This is a genomic window from Curtobacterium sp. YR515, from assembly GCF_900113095.1.
Lineage (GTDB): Bacteria > Actinomycetota > Actinomycetes > Actinomycetales > Microbacteriaceae > Curtobacterium.
On record NZ_FOOD01000002.1, the window covers coordinates 252,442 to 276,621 of the forward strand.

Sequence of the window (24,180 nt, forward strand, 5' to 3'; positions counted from 1 at the left end):
TCCTAGGAACGGGCACCGACGGTGCGGGGCCGAGCCGCGCCTCCTGGGCCCGCCGACCCCGGCGCGGAACGCGAGAACGCCCCGCCCGGCCGGAGCCGAACGGGGCGTTCGCGATGTGTACTGGACTCAGTGCACGATGACCGCGAGGACATCGCGCGCCGAGAGGACGAGGAGGTCCTCGCCCGAGTACTTGACCTCGGTGCCGCCGTACTTCGAGTAGATGACCTTGTCACCCACGGCGACGTCCAGCGGGACGCGGTTGCCGTTGTCGTCGATACGACCCGGGCCCACGGCGACGACCTCGCCCTCCTGGGGCTTCTCCTTCGCGGTGTCCGGGATGACCAGACCGGAAGCGGTGGTCTGCTCCGCCTCGACCTGGCGGATGACGATGCGATCCTCGAGCGGCTTGATGCTGACGGCCACGGTGACCTCTTCTTTCTCGGTACTGACTCGGTACAGATGAAAACCGTGTTGGCACTACGCACAGGAGAGTGCCAACCGCCCCAACTCTAGGGCGTCGTTGGCACTCGGTCAATCCGAGTGCCAACGTCCGACCGGGCTCTCGGCGACCTGGGAGGATCGTCGGGTGGAAGCCGCCGATCTCGCCCAGTTGCTGACCCCCGAGGGGATGGCCCTGCTCGACCGTACCCCGGCCGTGTCCGACGGTGGTGAGATCGTCCGGGTCGTCTCACGACTGCGCTCCGAAGGACACGATCCGGGCCTCGTCGCGGCGGTCCTGACGCAGGCGAAGCTCCGGCAGAAGGCCCGTGGGAAATTCGGCGACTTCGCCTCCCGCATGCTCTTCACCGAGGCCGGCCTCGAGCAGGCGACCCGTCTGCAGGTCGCCGCGCAGCACGCCGGACGCTTCGCCGCCGCGGGGCTCACCCGGGTCGCCGACCTCGGGTGCGGCATCGGCGGGGACGCGATGGCGATGGCGGCGCTCGACCTCGAGGTCACCGCGGTCGACCGTGACGAGGTCACCGCGGCCGTCGCGACGCACAACCTCTCGCTCTGGGACTCCGCCCGGGTGGAGCTCGGCGACGCCGCTTCGTTCGACCTGTCCCGCGTCGACGGGGTCTGGATGGACCCGGCGCGCCGGACCTCCGGCCACGCGAACACGAAGCGCCTCGGCGACCCGGACGACTGGTCCCCCTCGCTCGACACCGTGTTCGCCGCCGCCACGACGACCCCGACGGGTGTGAAGCTCGGGCCGGGGGTCGACCGCGACCTCATCCCGGACACGGCCGAGGCGCAGTGGACCTCCGTGGACCGCGAGGTCGTCGAGCTCGCCCTCTGGTTCGGCCCCCTCGCCCGTCCCGGTGTCCGCCGTGCCGCGACCGTCATCGGGGCGCACGGGATCGCTGAGCTCACGGGCGACGCCGACGCCGCGGACGTCGAGGTCGGCGCGCTCGGCGCGTACCTGTACGAGCCGGACGGGGCGGTCATCCGTGCGCGGCTCATCGGCGACCTCGCCCGGTCGCTCGACGGCCGGATGCTCTCCGACGGCATCGCGTACGTCACCTCGGACCGGGCCGTCACGACACCGTTCGCGCAGGGCTTCCGGGTGCTCGACACGATGCCGCTCGACGTGAAGCAGCTCGCCGCGCGGCTCGCGGCGGACGACATCGGGACCGTCGAGATCAAGAAGCGCGGGGTCGACGTGGACCCGGCGCAGTTCCGGAAGCGGTTGCGCTTGCGCGGACGGGGGCGCGTCACGCTCGTGCTCACCCGTCTGGAGGGACGGCACACCGCGATCCTGTGCGAGCGGCTGGGGGACGTGGCCGGCTAGGCCGCGGGGCGGGCGCGCGGGCGGCGCGGGCGCGCTCGCGCTCTGCACAACGAAAGTCACCCCGAACCGCGGCGATCCGTGGTTCGGGGTGACTTTCGTTGTGCGAGCGGGTCGCCGGGGTTCCGGTCAGCCGATGAAGGCGCCGGACCCGTAGTCGTCGTAGTTCGAGTACGAGCTCCCCATCGAGGCGAACGCGAACAGCCCGATGATCCAGAGGATCCAGACACCGGTCATCACCCAGCCGGCGATGACACCGGTGAGCGCCAGGGCGCGCCCGCTCTCACCGGTCTGCTTGATGCGGCCGAGTGCGAGGTGGCCGAGGATCGCGCCGGCGGGACCGAGCAAGATCGCCATGAAGAACAGCGGGATCGCGCCGAGGCCGAACACGATGGACAGGATCGCCAGCGTGTTGGTCTTCGGACGCTGCGCGTAGGGCTGGTAGCCCGCGGCCGCGTAGGGGTTCTGCTGGCCCGGAGCGGCGTACGGGTTCTGCTGGCCGGGGGCCGCGTACGGGTTCTGCGGCGCGGCGTAGGGGTTCTGCTGCTGCTGCGCGCCGTAGGGGTTCTGCGGCTGCTGCGCGGCGTACGGGTTCTGCGGCTGCTGCGGCGCCGCGTACGGGTTCTGCGGTGCGGCGTAGGGGTTCGAACCCTGCGGGGCGCCGTAACCCGGGTGCGCCTGCTGTCCGGACTGCCCCCACGGGTCGTTCGGCGCTGCCGCCGGTGCCTCGGGAGCGGACGCGCCGTACTGCTGCGGCTGCCCGGACTCGGGCTGGGCCGCACTCGACGGCACCGACGATGCGTTGCTGTCCGGCGTCTCGCCCGGCTTCGGCCACTGGTTCTGATCGGACACCGTCCACCCCTCTCGGCGCCACGGTCGTCGGCGCCTCACGTGAATCCTCCCACAGACACTCCCCTGCGGGCCGGACGCGAGCACGGCGCAGACCGGACGCGGAACGGCGTCGGCCCGCGAGCGTCAGACCTGGACGGTCGTCACCGGCAGCGTCGAGTCCGCCGCGATCCCGAGGTCGCTCGGCGCGTGCCCCTCGGCGACGAGCCGGGCGCCGATCGCCGCGATCATCGCCCCGTTGTCCGTGCAGAGGTCGAACGGCGGGATCCGGAGCTCGACACCGGCCGCAGCACAGCGCTCCTCGGCGACGGCCCGCAGCCGGGCGTTCGCCACGACGCCGCCGCCGAGCAGGAGCCGGTGCACCCCGGTGTCCTCGCACGCACGCAGCGCCTTCGTCAGGAGTACGTCGACCACGGCCTCGCGGAAGCTGGCGGCGACGTCGGCCACGGGGACCTCGCGCCCCTCGTCACGGCAGCGCTCGACCCACCGGGCGACGGCGGTCTTCAGTCCGGAGAACGAGAAGTCGTAGCGGTGCGCGGCCATGTCCTTCGGCAGTGTCAAGCCGCGGGGGAAACGGATCGCGGTGGGGTCGCCGTCCGCCGCGGCCTTGTCGATCTGCGGGCCGCCCGGGTACGGCAGCCCCAGGAGCCGCGCGACCTTGTCGAACGCCTCGCCCGCGGCGTCGTCGATCGTCTCGCCGAGCAGTTCCACGTCGCCGACGAGGTCCTGCACGAGCAGCAGCGACGTGTGCCCGCCGGACACCAGGAGCGCCACCGTCGGCAGGTCGATCTCGGACCCGTCCGACCGGAGGACATCGGCGCCGACGTGCCCGACCAGGTGGTTCACGCCGTACAACGGCTTACCCGTCGCCACTGCGAGGGCCTTCGCGGCGCCGACCCCGACCATGAGCGCCCCGGCGAGGCCCGGCCCCGCGGTCACCGCGACGGCGTCGAGCTCGTCGAGGGTGACGCCGGCCTGCTCGAGCGCAGCGGTCAGCGTCGGGGTCATCGCCTCGAGGTGGGCCCGTGCGGCGACCTCGGGGACGACCCCGCCGTACCGCGCGTGCTCCTCCATGCTCGACGCGATGACGTTCGCGAGCAGGGTGTTGCCGCGCACGATCCCGACGCCGGTCTCGTCGCAGCTCGTCTCGATGCCGAGCACGAGTGGTTCAGCCATCGAGGGCCTCCTGTCCGATGGGGCCGACGCCGGACGGGCCGACGCCGGACGGACCGACGCCGGACGGCCCGATGCCGGGAGCCGTCGCGAGCGCCGCCCGCATCACCCACGCGTCCACACCGTCGGGCTGGTAGTAGCGGGGGCGGACGGCGATCCGCTCGAACCCGAACGCCGTGTACATCGCCTGGGCCACGGGGTTGTCGGCCCGCACCTCGAGGAAGACCTCGTGCACGCCACGCCGCCGCGCCTCGTCGAGGAGCTCGGTGAAGAGCACCCGACCGAGGCCCTTCCCCCGCTGCTCTGCCGCGACCGCGATCGTCTGGACGTCCGCCACGGGGTTGCCCGCCAACGAGGAGAGCCCGGCGTACCCGACGATCGTCGGCGCCCCGCCCTCGGTCGTCTCGACGACGACGTAGTACCCGTGCGGCGAGTACAGCTCGCCGGACATCTGCGACGCCGACCAGGCATCGGTCGGGAACGACGCGTGCTCCAGCCACATCACGTCGTCGAGGTCCTGCGGGTGGGCGCGCCGCAGGCGCAGCCCGTCAGGCAGCGTCACTGCTTCACCCGCTTGGGCGCACCCGGCATCGTGACGTCCGGATCGCGGAGGTAGAGAGGCGCGTCCTCGGCGAAGGGCGCGCCGGAGGTGAGCCGGTCTGCGGCGAGCGCGCCGAGCCTCCAGGCCGGGATGGACAGGGCCGTCACGCGGTCCCAGCCCACGGCGTCGGGCCAGGAGGCGCGGATCGCCTCGTCGAGGTCCGCCGGCTTGGCGAGTCCGGGACCCGCGACGCGCGTGCCGGTCTGGTCGTACGCGCTCCAGTAGACCTCGCGCCGACGCGCGTCCGTCAGGACGACGAACGGACCGGGTCCGTCCTGGTCGGCCGCGACCGCGTCGTGGCTGACCAGCGGGAAGAAGGGGACGCCGCGTGCCGCGGCGAAGGTGCGGGCTGCGGCGATGCCGACGCGGAGGCCGGTGAACGGCCCCGGCCCCATGCCGGCGACGACGCCCGAGACGTCGGCGGGGGTGATGCCGGCCTCGTCGAGGACCTCGGCGAGGAACGGGCCGATGACCTCGGCGTGGCGGCGGCTGTCCTCGGTGCTGCGGGTCGCGAGGGCCTGACCACTGCCCGGGTCGACGACGGCGACCGAGGTTCCGGCGGAGGTGTCGATCGCGAGCAGCACGGTCCCATCGTATGACTCACAGCAGTGCTGTCTCAGCATGAGCGATCTAGCATATGTTGCATTTCAGTTAATTGCGAAGGATGTTCATGAAGAAGCGCTCCACCCTCACCGCCTGCGTCATCGCAACCCTCGGCACGTCGATCGCGATCGCTCCCGCCACCGTGGCGATGGCCGCTCCGGCTTCCACGTCGTCGTCCTCGACCGCGGCGTTCGGCAACGGGTTCCGCATCACCTCGTCCACCGACTACGAACGAGGGACGGACCTGACCATCACCGGGACGGGTGCCAAGGCGCACCAGGACGTCTCGCTGTGGGTCGACGGCAACCTCGAGCTCTCCGTGGCCGCGGACGACGAAGGCGACTGGGAGTTCACCGTCCCCGGTCGGTTCACCACCGTGGACAGTCTGACCTACCAGTTCCGCAGCGGCCTCCAGAACCCGATCACCGAGACCTTCACGGCAGCCGACGGTCCGGTCCTCGGAGGGTTCAAGCTCACCTCCGCGACCACCTACGAGCGCGGGGAAGACCTGGTCATCGCCGGCCGGGGCGCGATCCCCCACCAGAGCGTCACGATGTTCGAGAACGGCAACCTCGCGCTCTCCGTCGCCGCGGGTGCCGAGGGCGAGTGGGCGTTCACCGTCCCCGGTCGACTCACCACGGCGGACAGCCTGACGTACGAGTTCCGCGCTGGGTACGACAAGTCGTTCACGCAGAAGTTCACCGCGGAGGACGGCCAGATCATCCCGTCGTTCGCCCTGACCTCGGGCACGACCTACGAGCGCGGCGAGGACCTGGTCATCACCGGCAAGGGCGCCAGCGCCCACCGAGACGTCACGCTGTGGGCCGGCAAGAACCCGGCCTTCTCCGGGCAGGCCGACGCGGACGGGAACTGGCAGGTCACCGTTCCGGGCCGCGTCACCGGTGCGGACGAGCTCGAGTTCGAGTTCCGCAGCAATCTCCAGGAGCCCTTCACCCAGAAGTTCACCGCGTCCGACGGCATCGTCACGCCGCACATCACGATCACCTCGGCGACCGAGTACGAGCGCGGCAAGGCGTTCACCATCGCCGGGACAACCACGCAGCAGGTCACCGCGATCCAGGTGCGGGCCGGCTCGGACATCCCGTTCTCCCCCCTGGTGGACGCTGCGGGCAACTGGTCCTTCACCATCCCCGCGGGCGCGCCGATCCTCGACGAAGACTCGTTCGACTTCCGCTTCGTCGCCCGTGACAAGTCCCTCGAGCAGACGTTCACCGCGGCCGACGGGCTCATCACGCCGAAGATCACCATCACCTCGGCCACCGAGTACGAGCGTGGCGAGCAGTTCACCGTGACCGGCACGACCACCCGCCGCGTGAACAGCATCCTCGTCCGCTCGGAGGGCAAGGTCATCGGCGGACCGGTCGTCGACGAGGCCGGCGAGTGGTCCTTCACCACCCCGGAGAAGTTCAACGGTGTCGACGAGGACTCGTTCGACCTCACGTTCGTCGCCGGCAAGGACGAGCTGACCGAGACGTTCACGGCCGCCCAGGCTGCGGCGAATGAGGTCACGGTGGCGACCAAGACGTTCGTGCAGGGTGAGAAGCAGCGCATCGAGGGCACGGCGGCACCGAAGGCCCGCGTCGACGTCTACTCCGGGTCGAAGTACCTCATGAACGTCGTAGCCGGCGAGGACGGCACGTGGTCGTACACGACCGGTGGCGCGATCACCGGTGACTCGTTCACGCGGACGCTCAAGTCCGCGGGCGCGAAGGACCTCACGTTCACGCTGACCGCGGCCGAGCAGATCTCGGTCACCACGAAGACGTTCGTGCAGGGGCAGAAGCAGCGCATCGAGGGCACGGCAGCGCCGAAGGCCCGCGTCGACGTCTACTCCGGGTCGAAGTACCTGATGCACGTGACTGCCGGTGAGGACGGCACGTGGTCGTACACGACCGGCGCAGCGATCACCGGTGACACGTTCACGCGGACGCTCAAGTCCGCGGGCGCGAAGGACCTCACGTTCACCCTGAACGCCGCCGAGCAGGAGCAGACGACGCCGATCACGGTCGCGACCACGACCTTCGTGCAGGGTCAGAAGCAGCTGATCGAGGGCACCGCGGAGCCGAAGGCCCGCGTCGACATCTACTCCGGGTCGAAGTACCTCATGAACGTGACCGCCGACGAGGCGGGGAAGTGGTCCTACACGACCGGCGCCGCCATCACCGGCGACACGTTCACGCGGACCCTCAAGTCCGCGGGAGCGAAGGACGTCACCTTCACCCTGAACGCGCAGTAGGCGCGCCGACAGCACGGATCGGGAGGCGCGGATCACGCGAGCCGGTCGGCTCACGTGATCCGCGCCTCCCGTCTGTACGCTCGTTCCCATGCCGATCCCGGAGACCACCGTCGCGCACCCGACCCCCTTCGTGGAGATCCCGCGTGGCGAGTGGTCGCAGCTCGCTCCGAAGGAGCACCTGTCCCTCACCGAGACCGAGATCGTGCAGCTGCGCGGTCTCGGTGACCGCCTCGACATGCAGGAGGTGCAGGAGGTCTACCTGCCGCTGTCCCGCCTGCTGACGCTCTACGCGGCGGGCGCACGGAACCTGCACGCGTCGACGTCGGCCTTCCTGGGTGACCGAGCCGGGCGGACGCCGTTCGTGATCGGTGTCGCCGGGTCGGTCGCCGTCGGCAAGTCGACCGTCGCACGACTGCTCCGCGAGCTGACGAAGCGCTGGCCGGACACCCCGCGCGTGGAGCTCGTGACCACCGACGGGTTCCTCTACTCCAACGCCGAGCTCGAGCGGCGCGGGATCATGGACCGCAAGGGCTTCCCGGAGTCCTACGACCGCCGGGCCCTGCTGCGCTTCGTCAGCCAGGTGAAGAGCGGCGCGACCGAGGTCCGAGCGCCGTACTACTCGCACCTCGTGTACGACATCGTGCCCGACGCCGAGATCGTGGTGCGACAGCCGGACATCCTCATCGTCGAGGGCCTGAACGTGCTCGCGCCGCCGGTGCACGGGCGGCTGGCGCTGTCCGACCTCTTCGACTTCACGATCTACGTCGACGCGAAGACGAAGGACATCGAGGCCTGGTACGTCGACCGGTTCCTCGCGCTGCAGGAAGAGGCCTTCGCGAGCCCGGACTCGTTCTTCCACCGGTTCGCCTCGCTCTCCCGGTCGGATGCCGTGCGGACGGCGACCGAGGTGTGGCGGGCGATCAACGAGCCGAACCTCATCGAGAACGTGCTGCCGACGCGCTCCCGGGCGACCCTCGTGTTGAAGAAGGCGGCGGACCACAAGGTGTCGTCGGTGTTGCTCCGCAAGATCTGACGCGCGGGGCGCCGCGGGGCGCGGGGCGGGGCGGCCGACGCCGCGGCGCCGCGGGGCGCCGCCGGCGGCGGGCGGGAACGACGAACCACGAATCCGACGTGGAACCGGGCGCGGGGGCTGGTGCGATGTCGCATCCGTGGTTCGACGCGGCTCGGCCGGTGCGGCCGACGCCGCGGCCGCCGCCGCGGGGCGGCTCGAGCTGCCGCCGCACAAGCAAAGTCCGTCGGAACCACGCATCTGCGTGGTTCCGACGGACTTTGGTTGTGCGAGCGCGCCGAGCGCGCGCCAGCGCGCGCCGCGCGCCTAGGCCGCGTCGAGCGCCAGGCGCTCGCGCACCACGGCCGCGAGCTCCTCGGCGATCCGCTCGGCATCGGCCTGGGAGGCCGCCTCGACCATGACCCGCACGACGGGCTCGGTACCGGACGGCCGGAGCAGCACGCGCCCCGCGTCGCCGAGTGCGGCGGTCGCAGCGGCGACAGCGTCCTGCACGCCCTGGTCGGCCAGGCCGTGCCGGTCCACCCCGCGCACGTTCACGAGCACCTGCGGGAACACCGTCATGCACGACGCGAGCTGCTCGAGCGTCTTGCCCGTCCGGGCCATCTCGGCGACGAGGTGCAACCCGGTGAGGATGCCGTCGCCGGTGGTCGCGAACTCGTTGAAGATGATGTGGCCGGACTGCTCGCCACCGAGCGAGTACCCGCCCTCGGTCATCTTCTCGAGGACGTAGCGGTCGCCGACACCGGTCTCGAGCATCGTGATGCCCGCGTCCGCCATGGCCCGCTTCAGCCCGAGGTTCGACATGACCGTCGCGACGAGGGTGTCGGACGCCAGGCGCCCGCGCTCCTGCAGCGACAGCGCGAGGATCGCCATGATCTGGTCGCCGTCGATCGCGTTGCCGGCGGCGTCGACCGCGAGGCAGCGGTCCGCGTCACCGTCGTGGGCGATGCCGACGTCCGCACCGTGCGAGAGCACCGCGCGGGCGAGGTTGTCGATGTGGGTGGAACCGACACCGTCGTTGATGTTCATGCCGTCCGGGTCGGCACCGATCAGGGTCACGCGGGCCCCGGCGTTGACGAACACCTCGGGCGAGACACCCGCGGCGGCGCCGTTCGCGCAGTCGAGCACGACGTGGATGCCGTCGAGCCGGTGCGGCAGCGTGCCGAGCAGGTGGACGACGTAGCGGTCCTCGGCGTCGGCGAACCGGGTGATCCGGCCGACGTCGCCACCGGTGGGGGTCGGTGCGGAGTGGTCGTGCATGGCCGCTTCGATGCGGTCCTCGACCTCGTCCGGGAGCTTCCGGCCGCCCGTGGCGAAGAACTTGATCCCGTTGTCGGGAGCGGGGTTGTGCGACGCGGAGATCATCACGCCGAAGTCGGCGTCGATGTCCGCGACGAGGAACGCCGCAGCGGGGGTGGGGATGACCCCGGCGTCGAGTACGTCGACGCCGGCGGAGGCGAGCCCGGCCGCGACCGCGGCACCGAGGAACTCGCCGGAGACGCGCGGGTCGCGCGCGAGGACCGCACGAGGGCGCGGTCGACCGGACGCCCGGCGGGCGTCCGCGTGGTGTCCGTGTGTGAGGACGGCCGCGCTCGCCTGGGCAAGACCCAGTGCGAGCGCGGCCGTCAGCTCGCCGTTGGCGAGACCACGAACCCCGTCGGTACCGAACAGACGCGGCATTGCGATCTTCAGCCGGTGACGACTAGCGCTTCGAGAACTGCGAAGCCTTGCGGGCCTTCTTGAGACCGGCCTTCTTGCGCTCGATGACGCGGGCGTCACGGGTGAGGAAGCCGGCCTTCTTGAGGGTGGCGCGGTTGTTCTCGCGGTCGATCTCGTTCAGCGAACGGGCGATGGCGAGACGGAGCGCACCAGCCTGACCCGAGGGGCCACCACCGGTGATGCGGGCGACGACGTCGTAGGCGCCGAGCAGCTCGAGCACCTTGAACGGGTCGTTGATGAGCTGCTGGTGCAGCTTGTTCGGGAAGTAGTCCTCGAGCGAACGGCCGTTCACGACGAACGAGCCGGAGCCCGGGACGAGACGGACGCGTGCGATGGCCTCCTTGCGGCGCCCGACGGCACCGCCCGAGACGTTGAGGATCTGACGGGGAGCGGCCTCGGAAGCGGCGGGTGCGCTCTCCGTGGTGAAGCTCTCCGGGGTCTGGTCGAGGGAGTCAGCGATCTGAGCCATGAGTTTTACCTAGTCCTTGGAAGTCGTCGTGGCCGGAACTACTGTGCGACCTGGTCGAAGGTGTACGCCTTGGGCTGCTGCGCCGAGTGCGGGTGCTCCGCGCCGGCGTAGACCTTCAGCTTCTTGAGCTGCTCGCGACCGAGGGTGTTCTTCGGGAGCATGCCGCGGATCGCCTTCTCGACGGCGCGGGTCGGGTGCTTCTCGAGCATCTCCGGGTAGGAGGTCGCCGTGAGGCCGCCCGGGTACCCCGAGTGGCGGTAGTAGACCTTCTTCGCGAGCTTCGAACCGGTCAGGGCGACCTTGTCGGCGTTCACGATGATGACGTAGTCACCCATGTCCATGTGCTGGGCGAAGGTGGCCTTGTGCTTGCCGCGCAGGAGCGCCGCGGCGTGGGTGGCGAGGCGGCCGAGGACGACGTCGGTCGCGTCGATGACGATCCAGTCGTGCTGGACGTCTGCCGGCTTCGGGGAGAACGTACGAGTCACAGTGGTGCTGCTTTCGTGTCGAGGTGAGGAGTCCGTGAATCCCGCTCCGGTGGGTGTTCACGAGGGAGAACCCGTGTGAACGGCCCGGTGGAGGGCTCATCTGACTGTCCGGCGCACAGAGCGCGCAGACCAAGGTGAGAGCCTACCCGACGCACGTGACGGCGGTCAAACGGAGACAGGACGGACGGGAGGCGCGGTGCCGGCCGGCACCGCGCCTCCCTTCCGGTGCAGCGAACGTCAGCCGAAGAGGCTCCGCAACCACGCGAGCAGGGCGGCGAGCGCCGCCAGCGCGTCCGCGACCGGACCGCCGTGACCCGGGTTCCCGCCGTGTCCGGGGTCGCCGCCGTGGCCGGGGTTCCCGCCTCCCGGGGTGCCGACGCCCGGCAGGTCGATGCCCACCACGACCGGGTCGTGGTCGCTCGCCCGGTACACGTCGTCCTGGTACAGGTCCGTGACGTTGTAGTCGTACCGGCTGTACTCGAGGCCCACCGACTCGACCGAGTTGATGTTCCAGATGTCCACGCCGGTGACGGTCTCCAGCGCAGCATGGGACGCGAACACGTGGTCGAGCGACCCGCTCAGTCCGCTGAAGACGTACGACCACTCGGACGCGTCCTCGGTCGGGCCGAGGTCCGTGTAGCCGGCGTCCTCGAGGGCGACGACCGGGTCCTCCTCGCTGTAGGCGTTGAAGTCGCCGAGCATGAACACCTTGTCGGTCCGCGCCTGGCGCTGCATCGAGGTCGAGAACGTCACGAGCGCCTTCGCCTGCTCGACGCGCGAGTGGTTCGACGCACCCTGCCCGTCGCCCTGGTCGGCGTCGACGCCCTCGCCGGAGCCCTTCGACTTGAAGTGGTTCGCGATGACCAGGAAGGTGTCCTTCGCCGAGGGCTTCTGCGCACCCGTGCCCTTGCCGGGCTTCGCGACGACCGGGGCGAAGGCCTGCGCGAGCGGCTGGCGGGCGTTCGTGAACGCCGTCGAGTCGGTGAGGATCGTCGACGAGCCGACGGGCTGCACGCGGTCCTTCTTGTAGATGAGCGCGAGGCGGATGACGTCCTCGCTCGACGGGAGCTTCGACGGGGACTTCGCGTACGCCCAGGTGTCCTTGCCGGTCGCGGCGTTCACCGCGGCCACGAGGGTCGCCACGGCCGCGTCACGGTCCTGGCCGAAGCGCGCCGAGTTCTCGATCTCCTCGAGGGAGACGACGTCGGCGCCGAGGCCGTTGATCGCCTTGACGATCTTCACCTGCTGGCGGGCGAGGTCGTCGGCGTTCGCGGCACCGCGGGCGTCGCAGCCGCCCCGGACGGTCACGGGGTCGCCGTCGCGGTCGGTGTAGTAGGTGCAGCCGGTGAGCTGGTCGCCGGTCGTCGGGAAGTAGTTCAGGACGTTGAACCCGGCGAGGCGGATGTCACCGCCGACGTTCTCCGGGGCTGCGGTGCGGACGTCCGAGAACGACGCCGGCAGGTCGGCAGCCGGGGTGGCGCCGGTGATCGGCGACGTCGGCTGGAACTTCCACGAGTCGTTCCGGTAGTCGAGGACGACCGGCTCGCGGAAGGTCGCCGCGGCACCGACCGTGACCGGGCCCTGCGTGAGCCACGACACCGGGATCGACTGGTTCGCCGCGCTGAGGAAGTTCGTGCTCGCACCGTCGTCGAGGACGACCTTGCGCGCCGCGTTGTCCGCGGTCACGGCGGCGGCCTCGGCACTGCCCGGACGGGCGACCTCGGTCGGCTGGAGCAGGCGCTGCTTCCCCGATGCCAGCACGACCTCGCCGTACTGGTTCGTCGTGTAGTTGTCCGCGACGGTGTAGTCGCCCTGCGGCGCCACGAGCATGCTCTCGAGCGACTCACGCTGTGCGTCGGTGCGCGGGAAGGTCAGCGTGGCCGGGACCGGCTGGACGACCCCCGCGGCGGGGAGCTTCGTCAGGCCGGACGCGGTGGGCACGGTCAGCTCGGTCAGGCCGTTGAACTCGGACACCGTGCCGGTGAGGCGCACCGCGTCCCCGATCGCCACGCTGCCGACGGTCGCCGACGAGTAGACGAAGACGGCGTCGGAGGCGGTGTGCTTCCCGAGGTCGAGCGCGCCGCCGGTGCCGGCGGTCTGGACCGTGTAGCCGTTGAAGCCGCCGGTGGCGTACACCGCGGTGACGACGCCGTCGGTCGTGACGGTCTTCCCGGCGTACGGCGAGGCGTCGCCGGTGCCCTGGAGCTGCGCGATCGTGACCCGTTCGGCCGGGGTCGTGCCGCCGTCACCGGGGTCGGTGGGGTCCGTGGGGTCGGTCGGGTCCGTCGGCTGCGTGGTCTCGCCCGCGGCGTTCTCCGGCGTGACGGTCGTCGTCACCCGGAAGTCGGCGGCGTTCGAGTCGGTGTCGGTCGTGCCCTGACGGGTGAGCGCGTCCGGGACGGCGTTCGCCGTGCCGGTCGGTGCGACCGCGGTCTCGAAGGTGTTCGACGTGCCGTAGCCGAGCAGGTCGACGACGCCGGGGGTGCCCGTCGTCACGGCGCCGGCGGGGAGCGTCAGCGCCGTCGCCTGGTCGGCGAGGACGAGGGTGCCGGTCGACCCGGAGGGGTTCAGCCCGGTGACGGCGTCCGGCTCGGGCAGGGCCTCGCCGTTCGTGCCGTTCGAGCCCATCTGCACGAGGTAGGTGCCGTGCGCCGGCACGGAGCCGGCGAGCTTGCCGACCGAGGGCGCTCCGGTACCGGTCGCCGCGCGGTACTGCACCGACCAGCCGTCGACGCTGACGGGGCTGTCGGTGGGGTTGCCGAGTTCGACGAACTTGTTCGTGAAGGGCTGGTTCGCGCTGCCGCCCTTGAGGTAGGCCTCGGCGATGACGAGCCCGGTGCCCTGGGCGTTCGCGCTGGCCGAGGAGACGGAGACGAGCGGAGCGGCGACGAGCGCGGCTGCAGCGGTGGCGCACAGCAGAGTGCGCCCGACGGATCTGTGCATGGTCGCACGCTACCGATCTGCGGGGCCCCTCAGGTTTCCGGCGGGTGAACGATCCGTTCCACCCCTGATCGGGGTGCAGCCGACGGCGGTGCGGGATGCCCGGGGATCAGGACCCGATCGGCCGCCAGGCGGACCCGACGCGGTGCACGGCCGGCCCGTGTCCGGGGAGCAGGACGTCCGGGATCGGCAGCGCCCGCGCGGACTCGAGCGCTCGTTCCTGGTCGGCCGTGAAGAACGATGTGATCATGCGCGGCCGCGGCTCCCACGACGACGGCTGCGTGTCGTGCCGGCTGACGACGGCGTCCCCGGTGACGATCGCGTTCGCGGCGGGCAGCAGGTAGGCCGTGGACCCGTCGGTGTGCCCGGTGGCCGGCAGCGGTGCGATCGCCCGGCCGACGAAGTCCGCACCGGTGAACGCGCGGGCGGTCGGCACCGCGGTGGGTCGCAGCGCGTCGGAGCGCACTGCGCGGGCGAGCCACCGGAGGACCCGGGGCGCGGCCAGTCGTCCACCGATCTCGGCCGGCGTCACCTGCTGCCGCGCGGGCCCGCGCACGTTGTCGAGCTCGTCGGCGTGGGCGAGCACCTCGACGTGCGGGTACCGCTCGAGGATGCCGGGGATGCCGCCGACGTGGTCGACGTGCCCGTGCGTGACGTACACCCGGCGCAGGTCGTCGAGCTCGTGGCCGGCGTACCGCACGGTGTCGAGCACGAGGTCGGTGTCGGCCGGGTAGCCGGCGTCGATCAGTGCGACACCGTCCTCCTCGGCGAGGACCACCCAGTTCGAGACGGGCCCCTCGACGAACACCACCCCGGGTGCGACGGACACGACGGAGCGGGGTTCGCGGGAGGTCATCCCCCGACGGTACCGCCGAGCGGGCGTGCTCCTGGTCGATCAGCCTGCGACGAGTTCCTTGACGAGTCGGAAGAGGAGCACGCCGCCGGTCGCCGCGTACCACCCGATCAGCGAGTTCCGCTTGGCGGCCAACGCCAGTGATCCCCCTGCCGCACCGACCCCGAGCAGCAGGGCCGGCCAGCGGATCCACGGGTCCTGGTGCGAGACACCGGCGACCAGAGCTCCGATCGTCGCGAGGATCACCAGCACGATGATCGCGGTTCGTCGACGACCGGCGGCCTTCGCCGGGCGCTCCTGGGTCATGCTTCCACCGTGCGTGTTCTGAGGTATCCGCCGACGCACGGGACTGCGATCCAGACGAGACCGGAGGTGACCGCCGGCAGTACGCGTGACTCGCCGAGAACGCCGCCCTGCACCGCGCTGAAACGAATCCATGCGGTCCACGCGCCGGCGAATGACAATGCCACGTCCGCCACGAGCACGATGAGCACGACGCTCACCAGCGCCAGGGGGAGCGAGCGCACGGAGGCCCCGATCCCGAACGCCATGGCCGCGGACGACAGTGTCAGCGCTGCCACCTGCCCGATCGGCGCTCCGATCGAGGCCGAGTTCAGGTGGCCCCCGAGGGACACCGCTGCGACCACGCCGACCGCGGCTACGACGAGCGACAGGAGCACGACGCCGGCCACCAGGCAGGCGCAGGCCGCGGCTCGCGCTCCGTAGATCGTGCCGCGAGGGAGCCCGGTGAGGATCCCGTCGCGCTCTCCTCCGGCGCGTCCGTCTCCGACACCGCACACTGCCCCGATGACGGCCGAGACGAGGGCCCCTGGCAAGCTCACCGTGATGATGACCTCTCCGGCATCGAACGAGCCGTTCCGGAGCACGAGCGAGACGCTCGAGATCGCGCACAGGACGACGAGGAGCACGATGGCGCCGTAGCCGATCATGGCTCCTCGAGTGTCCAAGCGTTTGCGCAGTTCGAGGCGGACGTGCTGGGAAGCGCTGATCATCGACCGACCTCCGCGATGTGCTCTCCCGCTGAGGCTTCTGCGTAGATCATCTCGAGATCCACAGAGGCCGGGACGATCGAGCGGACGTCGATGTCGTGACGGACCGCCACTCGCACTCCCTCGGCGACCGCGCAGCCAGCAAGGATCCGGTCGCCGCGGCGTTCCGCCGTCTCTCCGGTCGCGGTCAGCGCGTCGATCATCCTCGTCGTGTCGGACACTTCGATGATGCATCCGCTGGACGCCTGGAGGTTCATCGACTGCACGCAAGCGATGCGACCACTGCTCATGACGACGGCGACGTCGATCATGGACTCGAGTTCGGTCAGCAGATGGCTCGAGATCACCACGACAGCGCCGCGCGCGCGCAGGCGGCGCACGGTCTCACGCACCCAGACGATCCCGTTCGGATCGAGGCCGTTCATCGGCTCGTCGAGCAGCACGACGACTGGATCCCCGAGGAGCGCAACCGCGATCCCGAGGCGCATCTTCATCCCGAGGGACAACGCCCCGACGCGCCTTCGCGCCACCCGTTCGAGCCCGGAGGACTGCAGCGCTGCTGCGACGTCGCTCCGCGGCGCTCCCACGTAGGCGGCCCGCAGACACAGTGTCTCCCGGACGGTGCGGCCAGGATGGAGCCCGTTCTCGGCAAGGACGGCGCCGATGACGACCGACTGCCCTCCGGCAACGCTGATGGTCCCCGTCGACGGTCTCACGAGCCCCGCGATCGCGGCCATCAGCGACGTCTTCCCCGCACCGTTCGGACCGACGAGGCCGTACGTCATGGCAGGAGCGAACTGGATCGTGATGTCGTCGAGCCGCGGCCGTCCGCGACCGCGCACCCCCACGTTGCACAGATCGATCGTCATGATGCCTTCCTGCAGCTCAGAAGAAGTAGTTCCAGAGAGCGTCGAAGAGCTGCTGGATCGTCATCGTCGCGATCGCGTTGATCGCGGCCTTGATCCAACCGGCGACCCCCGCCCACCACCTCTTGAACGCGGCCGAGCCCTTCTTCACGGCGTTCTTCATCGGGGTGATCAACGACGGTGCGTTCCGCTTGACCCAGTTGATGATCGGACCGATCGGGACCCCGTTGGTGGAGGCCCCATCCGTGCCGATGGGCGCGCCGGTCGTCGGGCCACCCACGGGTCCACCTGTCGTGGTGCCCCCGGTCGCGCTGACGAAGCTTGCCGAACTGACACTCGAACTGGACGCCGTCACGGGCGCTGCCGACGCAGCTGTCGCTCCGGCGGTTCCCATCAGCGTGCCGACGACGATCGCCCCGATCACCCTTGCTGTACCGATCCGATTCACTGCCATCCCCTTGTGTGGTGCGGCGCGGGCATCGTTGCCGCGCGGTGCCACTCTGGCAGTCAGGATGTCAACGTTCAAATTTCAGTGTGCGATATCAATTCGGCGAGCGAGCATGGATCCGCTCACTCGCGTCGCGCGCGGGTCTGCGACGCCCGCGCCGCGAGGTCGTCGTCCGCCGGGTACCCGACCTCGGTCAGGGTGAGGCCCTTCGCCGGCGCGACCGTGAACTCGCTCGTCCGGGCCTCGGCGACCCGCAGCTCCTCGAGCCGGTCGGCGCCGAACCGGCCCTCTCCGACGGCGATCGTCGCCCCCACCATCGCGCGCACCATCGAGTGGCAGAAGGCGTCGGCCTGGAGGCGCGCCACCAGCACGCCGTCCGGCTCGCGGTCCCAGCGGAACTCCTGCAACGTCCGGATGGTCGTCGCCCCCTCGCGCGGCTTGCAGAACGTCGCGAAGTCGTGCAGCCCCAGCAGCCGCAGCGCACCGCGCTCCATCGCCGCCGGGTCCAACCGCGTCGGGTGCCAGACCGTGTGCCCCCGTCGACGTGGATCGCGCGGGGCGTCGGCGTCCGCGATCCGGTACGAGTAGCGGCGCCACAGCGGCGAGAACCGGGCGTCGAACCCCTCCGGCGCGACCGAGGCCCGGGTGACGACGACGTCCCCCTCCGGCGCCGCGATGCCGTTCACGCGCTTGACGAGCCCGTCCAGCGGCGAGCGCCCCGACCCCCGCTTGGCGGCCAGCGCGTCCCACTGCGCCGACGTGAGGTCGAGGTGGGCGACCTGCCCGGTGGCGTGCACGCCCGCGTCGGTGCGCCCGGCGACGGTGAGCAGCGGCGGCTCGCCCCACCGGGTGAAGACGGTGGCGAGCGCGGCCTCGAGCGCGCCCTGCACGGTCCGGAGACCCGGCTGCCGGGCCCACCCGGAGAACGCGGCACCGTCGTACGCGATGTCCAACCGCAGCCGCACGCCGCCACCGTCACCGCCGCCCTGCGGGCCCGCCGTCTCGTCCACCAGGCCACCGTACCGGGGCCGGACCGCGCCTCCTGGCCCCCGTGCTGACACGCGCCCCGCCCCGGTGTCAGTGCCACGTCAGTGGCGCGTGAGCGGGCCGCGGCACCATCGTCCTCGACATCGACGAACCACGTCGGGTCACCACGAAAGGACCTGCGCGAATGACCACCACACCGCTCGCGGTCGAGGCCACCGGCCTCGTGAAGACCTTCGGGACGAACCGCGCAGTGGACGGTGTCGACCTCCGCGTGGAGGCCGGCACGGTCTACGGCGTGCTCGGCCCCAACGGCGCCGGCAAGACCACCACCATCTCCATGCTCGCGACGCTGCTCAAGGCGGACGCCGGCGAGGCCCGCATCTTCGGGCGGGACGTCCGCCGTGAGGCGCAGGCCGTCCGCTCCCTCATCGGCGTGACCGGCCAGTACGCGAGCGTCGACGAGACGCTCAGCGCGACCGAGAACCTCGTCATCTTCTCGCGACTGCTCGGCCTGGGCCGCGCCGAGTCGAAGCGGAAGGCCGCCGAGCTGCTCGAGCGCTTCGGGCTGACCGAGGCTGCGTCGCGTCCGTTGAAGAACTTCTCCGGCGGCATGCGTCGGCGTCTCGACCTCGCCGCGAGCCTCATCGCACAGCCGCCGCTACTGTTCCTCGACGAGCCCACGACGGGTCTCGACCCGCGCACCCGCGCCCAGATGTGGGACACGATCCGGGAGCTCGTCGCGACCGGCTCCACGGTCCTGCTGACGACGCAGTACCTCGACGAGGCCGACCAGCTGGCCGACCGCATCGCCGTGATCGACCACGGCCGCGTCGTCGCCGAGGGCACGGGCGACGAGCTGAAGGCGTCCATCGGGTCGAGCTCGCTCCAGCTCCGGCTGGCCGACCCGCTCCGACTCGACGCCGCCCGCGCCATCGTGCGGAACAGCCTCGGCGTCGACGCGGTGGCCAGCCCCGAGGGCTCGCGCCTCACCGCGCCGATGTCCGATCCGGACCGCGTGACCGACCTGCTCGTGTCGTTCCGTGACGCCGGCATCTCCCTCGCCGAGATGAGCGTGCAGAAGCCGACGCTCGACGAGGTGTTCCTGACCATCACGGGTGCCCCGGCCTCCACCGACGACGACACCACGCGCGAGCTCGAAGGGAGCATCGCATGACCACCATCGCCCCCACCCCCACCTCGGCGCCGCGGGTCGCCCCTCGCCCCGGCATCGGCGGCTCCGGACTCGGCGCGACCGTCCGACAGTCCTTCACGATGGCGTACCGCGGCCTGGTGAAGGTCCGTCGCACGCCCGAGCAGCTGTTCGACGTGACGCTCATGCCGATCGTCTTCACCGTGATGTTCACGTACATCTTCGGCGGCGCGATCGCCGGCGACGTGTCCAGCTACCTGCCCGTCATCATCCCCGGCATCCTCGTGCAGACGAACATCACGTCCTCGATCGTCACCGGTGTCCAGCTCCGCGAGGACATGGACAAGGGCGTGTTCGACCGCTTCAAGTCCCTGCCGATCGCCCGCATCGCGCCGCTCGCCGGTGCGCTGCTCGCCGACACGGTCCGGTACGCGATCGCCACCGCCATCACGTTCACGGTCGGCATCATCATGGGCCTCCGTCCCGAGGGCGGTGCCGCGGCGGTCGTGCTGGCCGGCGTGCTCGTCATCGTCGTCGCCTGGTCGATCAGCTGGATCTTCGCCTACTTCGGCGTGATCGCCCGCACCGCGTCGAGCGTCTCCGGCATCGCCAACCTGGTGCTCTTCCCGCTGACGTTCCTGTCGAACGCGTTCGTCCCCACGGACACCCTGCCCGGCTGGCTGCGCTGGTTCACCGAGGTCAACCCGATCTCGCACCTCATCACCGCGGTCCGCGAGCTGATCAACCACGGCGCCGTCACCGGTGACCTCTGGATCAGCCTGCTCGGTGCCGCCGTGGTGGTCGCCGTGTTCGCGCCGCTGACGGTCCGCGCCTACATGCGGAAGGCGTAGCGGAGGTCCTCCAGCAGCGTCCTCGCCCGCGCGACGGCCTCGGTCCGGTCCCATCCGGCCGAGGCCGTCTCGGCATCCGCGACGCGGGCCGCGCCGAGCGCGTCGACGAGGAGCGGCCGGAGCCGTCCGTGGGCGAGCACCGCGAAGTCCTGCCGTGTGCCGAACCGCATCGCGGCGCCCCAGCACCGGGCCGCCTCGGCCGGACGGTCGCTGCGCGCCGCCGCGACCGCGAGTCCCGCCAGCGTCGTGCCGATGACGGGCAGGTCGAGCCACCACGGGTGGACGCGGATCATCACGAGTGCGGCCTTCCGGATGCGGCGAGCGACCGCGCGCTCGTCGGCCTGGAGGCGCGGTGCGGCTCCGTCGGGCGCGCCGAGCGCCGCCTCGTCGACCGCTGCGATCCGCGCCGCGCCCGCCATCACGGTCCAGTGCGGTGTCGCCTTCCGGTGCGGCAACACCCAGTCCCACGCCGCCGTGTACTGCGCTGCAGCGGCGTCGAGGTCGCCCTCGAACCGGAGGCACTCCGCGCCGATCGCGACGGCGAGCACGCCGATCTGGGAGCGGTCGCCGTCGAAGCCGCCGCGCCCCGAGACCGGTCGGTGCTGCAGCTCGGCGGCGATCGACCGGGCGGTGTCCACGGCGCCGGTCGCGGCCGAGCAGAGCCCGACGGTCCAGCCGATCTCGTACAGGTCGTCCTCGGCGCCGAAGCGCTCGAGCTGCTCACGGGCGCGGTCGGCGTTCGCGAGGGCGTCCGCGTACCGGCCGGTCTGGGCGAGGAGCTGCGTCATGGTGACGGCCACGGTGCCGATCGTCCACGCGTCGGCGGCGCGCTCCGCGAGGGTCTGCGCCCGGGTGGCGTACCGGAGGGCCGCCGCGAACTCGCCGTCGTTCTCGGCGAGGGGCGCGCTGAGCATGTTGGCGGTGCCGGCCACGCCCTCGTCGGGGTCGTCGCGGAGGCGCGCGAGGAGCGCGGTGCCCGCCGCCGGACGCCCGAGCGTCAGGAGCAGGGCCGCCTGTGCGTCGAGCACCGGGAACCCCGTCGTCCCGACGCGGCGGAGGCGCCGGAGCGTGGAGATCGCCCACGCGGCGGTCCGGCGGTCGTCGAACGCCGAGGACGCCCCGGCGACGACGAGTCCGACGTGCACCGCGGCGACGTCCTCGGCCGCGGGCGGACCCGAGCGCAGCACCGCGACCACGTCGGACGCGATCGCGGTGACCTCGCCGTGGGCACCCCGGAGCGTCCAGTAGGCCCCGAGGGCGGCGAAGACGTGCGCGGTCGCCGAGGCGTCGTCGGCGCGGAGGCTCCAGCGGAGCAGGGTCACGAGATTGTCGGCCTCGCGCTGGACCTCGTGGAAGCGGTCGAGCTGCTCCGGGCCGGTGAGCGTGAAGAGGTTCCTGGCGGCGGCGAAGTCCCGCCCCCAGCGGATCATCGCCGTGCGCACCGCCTCGGTGGTGCCGCGTTCGTCGAGCCGTGCGGCCCCGAACTCGCGGACGGTCTCGAGCAGGCGGTAGCGGACCGGCTCCCCCTCGACCTCGACGAGCTGCACGAGGGACTGCTCGACGAGTTCGGCGAGGTCGTCGAGCGCATCGTCCCGGCGGTCCGGCGCGGCCACGGCCTCGACGGCGTCGACCGCCAGGCCGTCCGGGAACAGTGCCAGGCGGGTCAGGAGGTCCTGCGCGCCCGCGTCGAGCAGGCGCCAGCTCCACTCGATGACCGCCAGGAGCGTGCGGTGCCGCTCCGGGGCGCTGCGGTCGCCGCCGCGGAGCAGCGCGAACCGGTCGTCGAGCCGGCGCTCGATCTCGTCGATGCTCATCCCCCGGATCCGCGCCGCGGCCAGCTCGATCGCGAGCGGCGACCCGTCGAGCCGCGTGCAGATGCGGCGGACGGTGTCCACGGGCAGCACGGCCCCGGGTCGGGCGGCCCGGGCGCGCTCGGTGAACAGCCGGACCGCGGCGCCGTCGGCCTCGACCGGGAGGGGCGCGAGGGGCGCCACGACCTCGCCGGCGATCGCGAGCGGTGCGCGCGAGGTCGTGAGGATCCGGAGGTCGGGGATGCTCGCGAGCAGGTCGGCGGCGAACCCGGCGACGTCACCGACGAGGTGCTCGCAGTTGTCCAGGACGAGGACCGTCGGGGCCTCCCCGAGCGCCCGCCCCACCCGCGCGCGCAGGTCGGCGACGACGACCTCCCGCAGCGCCCGGGCGGAGCGGAACTCGGCCACCCCGAGCAGGGCACCGAGCGCGGGGACGACGTCCTCGGCGGTGGCGATCGGCGCGAGCTCGAACACCACCACGCCGGTGGTCGGCGGCACACCGGCGGCGACGGCCTGCGCGAGGCGGGTCTTGCCGAGCCCACCCGCACCGAGGATCGTGACCAGCCGGTTGCGGGACAGGAGGTCCGTGACGGCGGCGAGGTCCTCCTGCCGCCCGACGAGCGTGTTCGGCGCGGCCCGCAGCCCGACCCGACGAGCACGACCGGAGTCGGCGGCGGACCGGCGGAGCAGATCGGCGTTCAGCCGCACCAGGTCGGCCGAGGGGTCCGCGCCGAGCTCGTCCGCGAGGCGGTCGCGATGCGTCGCGAACGCGGCGAGCGCCTCGGCGTTCCGGCCGGCGGCGACCAGCGCGCGCATGCACCCGGCGACGGCGACCTCGTCGAACGGGTTCGCCTCGGACTCGGCGAGCCACAGCGCTGCCGCTCCCGCCGCGTCCCCGCGGTCGAGGAGGAGTTCGCCCAGCCGGCGTCGGAGCGCACGGCGGGCAGTGGCCGCGCGGTCGGCGAGCGCGGCGCCGAGGTCCCCGTCGACGTCTGCGCCGGGGTCGCCCCGCCAGCCGTCGAGCGCTGCCCGGACCACCGCGACGTCCTCGCTGGCGGCCGCGCGCTCGGCGGCCGTCAGGTCGACCGAGCCGGGGTCGACCCCGAGTGCGTACCCGGTGCTGGTCGACACGACGACGCCGTCGGCCGTGCTGCGCCGGAGCCGGGAGACGAGGGTCTGCAGCGCCGCCCGGGCACCCCGCGGCTGGTCGTCGCCCCAGAGCTCGTCGATGAGCGCCTCGGTCGTCACGGCGTGTCCGCGCGCGAGCACCAGCGCGACGAGGAACGACCGCGAAAGGGCACCGGGCACCGCCGTCGGCGCTCCCGTCGGATCCGCGACGGTCACTGGCCCGAGGACGGCGACGCGCGGCAGTTCAGACACGGTACGAGTCTACGGACGACCGCACGCGTCCGGCCCGGGATCACGTGACCGGGTACCGCCGCCGGAGTTCGGCGTAGCGCGCGTCCCAGTCGAAGGCCGCGATGCCGTCGAGGTCCCCGGCGAGGTCGAGTTCGAGCAGCTCGAGGTACGTGTGCCACCCCGGTGCGTAGTCCCGGCCGCCGACACGGTCGTGCTCGAGCCGGAGGGCGGCACCGTCCTCGACCGGCTCGACCGTGACGGTGATCGTCGTCTCGTGCTCGTCGCGGGCGTGCCAGGTGGTCGTGAACGTGCGCGGAGCGTCGCACGCCGTGACGGTCCCCTCGGTGAAGACCGTGCCGTCGTCGTACCGCGCGAGCCAGCGGCCGCCGAGGTGGAAGTCGCCCTCGTACGGGGCCATCCAGCGCGACAGCCGTTCGGGGTCGGTGATCGCGTCCCAGAGGTCCTCGACGGTCGTCGGGTAGGTCTGGGCGAAGCGGATGAGGTACCCGCCGGAGGGCGAGTCCTCGACGGTGCCGTCGGTGGTGCGCATGTCAGTGCTCCTCGTGGTGGACGTCGGCGGGGGCACCCGGAGCACGTCGGGCCCGGGCGATCTCGGTCGTGAGGGCGTCGAGGCGCTGCCGCCAGAGGGCGCGGTACCGTTCGACGGCGCGGTCGAGTTCCTCGACGGCGCGGGGTTCCAGTCGGTAGACGCGTGCGGTCCCCCGTGGTGCCGCCGTGGCGAACCCGGCGTCGCGCAGGACGCGCAGGTGCCTGGAGACCGCGGGTTGGGAGATGCCGAACTCGGCCCTGATGACGTCGGTCAGCGCACCGGCCGTCCGGTCCCCCTCGGCGAGGAGTTCCGTGAGCCGGCGTCGGACGGGGTCACCGAGGACGTCGAACGCGTGCACGTCGACACTCTATAACTGCAGTGTT

General features: G+C 71.8%; 23 protein-coding genes. 5 read left to right on the forward strand and 18 right to left on the reverse strand.

The window, feature by feature from the left end; genetic code table 11:
• Positions 1-126: 126 nt before the first annotated feature.
• Positions 127-423 (reverse strand): co-chaperone GroES, encoded by a 297-nt coding sequence (gene groES / locus BM028_RS05910; RefSeq protein ID WP_017885484.1) that lies wholly within the window; start codon positions 421-423, stop codon positions 127-129.
• Positions 424-586: 163 nt separating this feature from the next.
• On the opposite strand from groES, the gene BM028_RS05915 reads away from it, so the two are divergent.
• On the forward strand, positions 587-1,789 hold the full coding sequence (locus tag BM028_RS05915) for a class I SAM-dependent methyltransferase (RefSeq protein WP_092385251.1): 1,203 nt from the start codon (positions 587-589) through the stop codon (positions 1,787-1,789).
• A gap of 126 nt (positions 1,790-1,915) precedes the next feature.
• Here BM028_RS05915 and BM028_RS05920 read toward each other — a convergent pair whose 3' ends face one another.
• From BM028_RS05920 to tsaB, 4 genes are all read right to left on the reverse strand, one after another.
• Positions 1,916-2,638: a DUF4190 domain-containing protein gene (locus BM028_RS05920; protein ID WP_071294739.1), complete on the reverse strand. Its 723-nt coding sequence runs from the start codon at positions 2,636-2,638 to the stop codon at positions 1,916-1,918.
• A gap of 123 nt (positions 2,639-2,761) precedes the next feature.
• Positions 2,762-3,811 (reverse strand): tRNA (adenosine(37)-N6)-threonylcarbamoyltransferase complex transferase subunit TsaD, encoded by a 1,050-nt coding sequence (gene tsaD / locus BM028_RS05925; RefSeq protein WP_092385255.1) that lies wholly within the window; start codon positions 3,809-3,811, stop codon positions 2,762-2,764.
• Positions 3,804-4,370, reverse strand: coding sequence for a ribosomal protein S18-alanine N-acetyltransferase (gene rimI, locus BM028_RS05930; RefSeq protein WP_254789420.1), 567 nt, complete (start codon positions 4,368-4,370; stop codon positions 3,804-3,806). The genes tsaD and rimI overlap by 8 nt, the downstream gene beginning before the upstream one ends.
• Positions 4,367-4,993 (reverse strand): tRNA (adenosine(37)-N6)-threonylcarbamoyltransferase complex dimerization subunit type 1 TsaB, encoded by a 627-nt coding sequence (tsaB, locus tag BM028_RS05935; RefSeq protein WP_092385257.1) that lies wholly within the window; start codon positions 4,991-4,993, stop codon positions 4,367-4,369. The genes rimI and tsaB overlap by 4 nt, the downstream gene beginning before the upstream one ends.
• A gap of 86 nt (positions 4,994-5,079) precedes the next feature.
• Here tsaB and BM028_RS05940 point away from each other — a divergent pair, with 86 nt between their 5' ends.
• Together BM028_RS05940 and coaA are read left to right on the forward strand one after the other, a co-directional pair.
• On the forward strand, positions 5,080-7,269 hold the full coding sequence (locus tag BM028_RS05940) for a hypothetical protein (protein WP_092385259.1): 2,190 nt from the start codon (positions 5,080-5,082) through the stop codon (positions 7,267-7,269).
• 88 nt (positions 7,270-7,357) lie between these two features.
• Positions 7,358-8,302, forward strand: coding sequence for a type I pantothenate kinase (gene coaA / locus BM028_RS05945; protein ID WP_092385261.1), 945 nt, complete (start codon positions 7,358-7,360; stop codon positions 8,300-8,302).
• A 303-nt stretch (positions 8,303-8,605) separates the two neighbouring features.
• Here the strand turns inward: coaA and glmM are convergent, their stop codons facing one another.
• The 10 genes from glmM to truA form a co-directional block, all read right to left on the reverse strand.
• Positions 8,606-9,979 (reverse strand): phosphoglucosamine mutase, encoded by a 1,374-nt coding sequence (gene glmM / locus BM028_RS05950; protein ID WP_070417698.1) that lies wholly within the window; start codon positions 9,977-9,979, stop codon positions 8,606-8,608.
• A gap of 22 nt (positions 9,980-10,001) precedes the next feature.
• Positions 10,002-10,487 carry a 30S ribosomal protein S9 gene (rpsI, locus tag BM028_RS05955; protein ID WP_022906971.1) on the reverse strand — a complete coding sequence of 162 codons (486 nt, stop codon included), beginning with the start codon at positions 10,485-10,487 and terminating at the stop codon, positions 10,002-10,004.
• Between the two features lie 38 nt (positions 10,488-10,525).
• Positions 10,526-10,972 (reverse strand): 50S ribosomal protein L13, encoded by a 447-nt coding sequence (gene rplM, locus BM028_RS05960; protein ID WP_022906970.1) that lies wholly within the window; start codon positions 10,970-10,972, stop codon positions 10,526-10,528.
• A 237-nt stretch (positions 10,973-11,209) separates the two neighbouring features.
• On the reverse strand, positions 11,210-13,915 hold the full coding sequence (locus BM028_RS05965; RefSeq protein WP_092385263.1) for an ExeM/NucH family extracellular endonuclease: 2,706 nt from the start codon (positions 13,913-13,915) through the stop codon (positions 11,210-11,212).
• 106 nt (positions 13,916-14,021) lie between these two features.
• Positions 14,022-14,768, reverse strand: a complete 747-nt coding sequence (locus BM028_RS05970; protein WP_092385265.1) for an MBL fold metallo-hydrolase — start codon at positions 14,766-14,768, stop codon at positions 14,022-14,024.
• A gap of 39 nt (positions 14,769-14,807) precedes the next feature.
• Entirely contained in the window at positions 14,808-15,071 is a 264-nt protein-coding gene (locus tag BM028_RS05975; RefSeq protein ID WP_092385267.1) for a hypothetical protein, read from the reverse strand.
• Positions 15,068-15,715: a hypothetical protein gene (locus tag BM028_RS05980; RefSeq protein WP_092385269.1), complete on the reverse strand. Its 648-nt coding sequence runs from the start codon at positions 15,713-15,715 to the stop codon at positions 15,068-15,070. Before BM028_RS05980 ends, BM028_RS05975 begins: the two co-directional genes overlap by 4 nt.
• 59 nt (positions 15,716-15,774) lie before the next feature.
• Positions 15,775-16,644 carry an ABC transporter ATP-binding protein gene (locus tag BM028_RS05985; protein WP_092385271.1) on the reverse strand — a complete coding sequence of 290 codons (870 nt, stop codon included), beginning with the start codon at positions 16,642-16,644 and terminating at the stop codon, positions 15,775-15,777.
• A 16-nt stretch (positions 16,645-16,660) separates the two neighbouring features.
• Positions 16,661-16,921: a hypothetical protein gene (locus tag BM028_RS05990; protein WP_092385273.1), complete on the reverse strand. Its 261-nt coding sequence runs from the start codon at positions 16,919-16,921 to the stop codon at positions 16,661-16,663.
• 290 nt (positions 16,922-17,211) lie between these two features.
• Positions 17,212-18,099 (reverse strand): tRNA pseudouridine(38-40) synthase TruA, encoded by an 888-nt coding sequence (gene truA / locus BM028_RS05995; protein WP_254789422.1) that lies wholly within the window; start codon positions 18,097-18,099, stop codon positions 17,212-17,214.
• Between the two features lie 161 nt (positions 18,100-18,260).
• Between truA and BM028_RS06000 the strand changes: the two genes are divergently transcribed.
• Entirely contained in the window at positions 18,261-19,250 is a 990-nt protein-coding gene (locus BM028_RS06000; protein WP_092385275.1) for an ATP-binding cassette domain-containing protein, read from the forward strand.
• Positions 19,247-20,077, forward strand: a complete 831-nt coding sequence (locus tag BM028_RS06005; RefSeq protein ID WP_092385277.1) for an ABC transporter permease — start codon at positions 19,247-19,249, stop codon at positions 20,075-20,077. Before BM028_RS06000 ends, BM028_RS06005 begins: the two co-directional genes overlap by 4 nt.
• On the opposite strand, the gene BM028_RS06010 is transcribed toward BM028_RS06005, so the two are convergent.
• Genes BM028_RS06010 through BM028_RS06020 form a run of 3 tightly spaced genes read right to left on the reverse strand, consistent with a single transcriptional unit; the run spans position 20,059 to position 24,155 of the window.
• On the reverse strand, positions 20,059-23,268 hold the full coding sequence (locus BM028_RS06010) for an AfsR/SARP family transcriptional regulator (RefSeq protein WP_092385279.1): 3,210 nt from the start codon (positions 23,266-23,268) through the stop codon (positions 20,059-20,061). The two genes, BM028_RS06005 and BM028_RS06010, sit on opposite strands and share 19 nt — an antisense overlap.
• Positions 23,269-23,308: 40 nt before the next feature.
• On the reverse strand, positions 23,309-23,797 hold the full coding sequence (locus tag BM028_RS06015; protein WP_092385281.1) for an SRPBCC family protein: 489 nt from the start codon (positions 23,795-23,797) through the stop codon (positions 23,309-23,311).
• Position 23,798: 1 nt separating this feature from the next.
• Positions 23,799-24,155 carry an ArsR/SmtB family transcription factor gene (locus BM028_RS06020; RefSeq protein ID WP_092385283.1) on the reverse strand — a complete coding sequence of 119 codons (357 nt, stop codon included), beginning with the start codon at positions 24,153-24,155 and terminating at the stop codon, positions 23,799-23,801.
• Positions 24,156-24,180 lie beyond the last annotated feature (25 nt).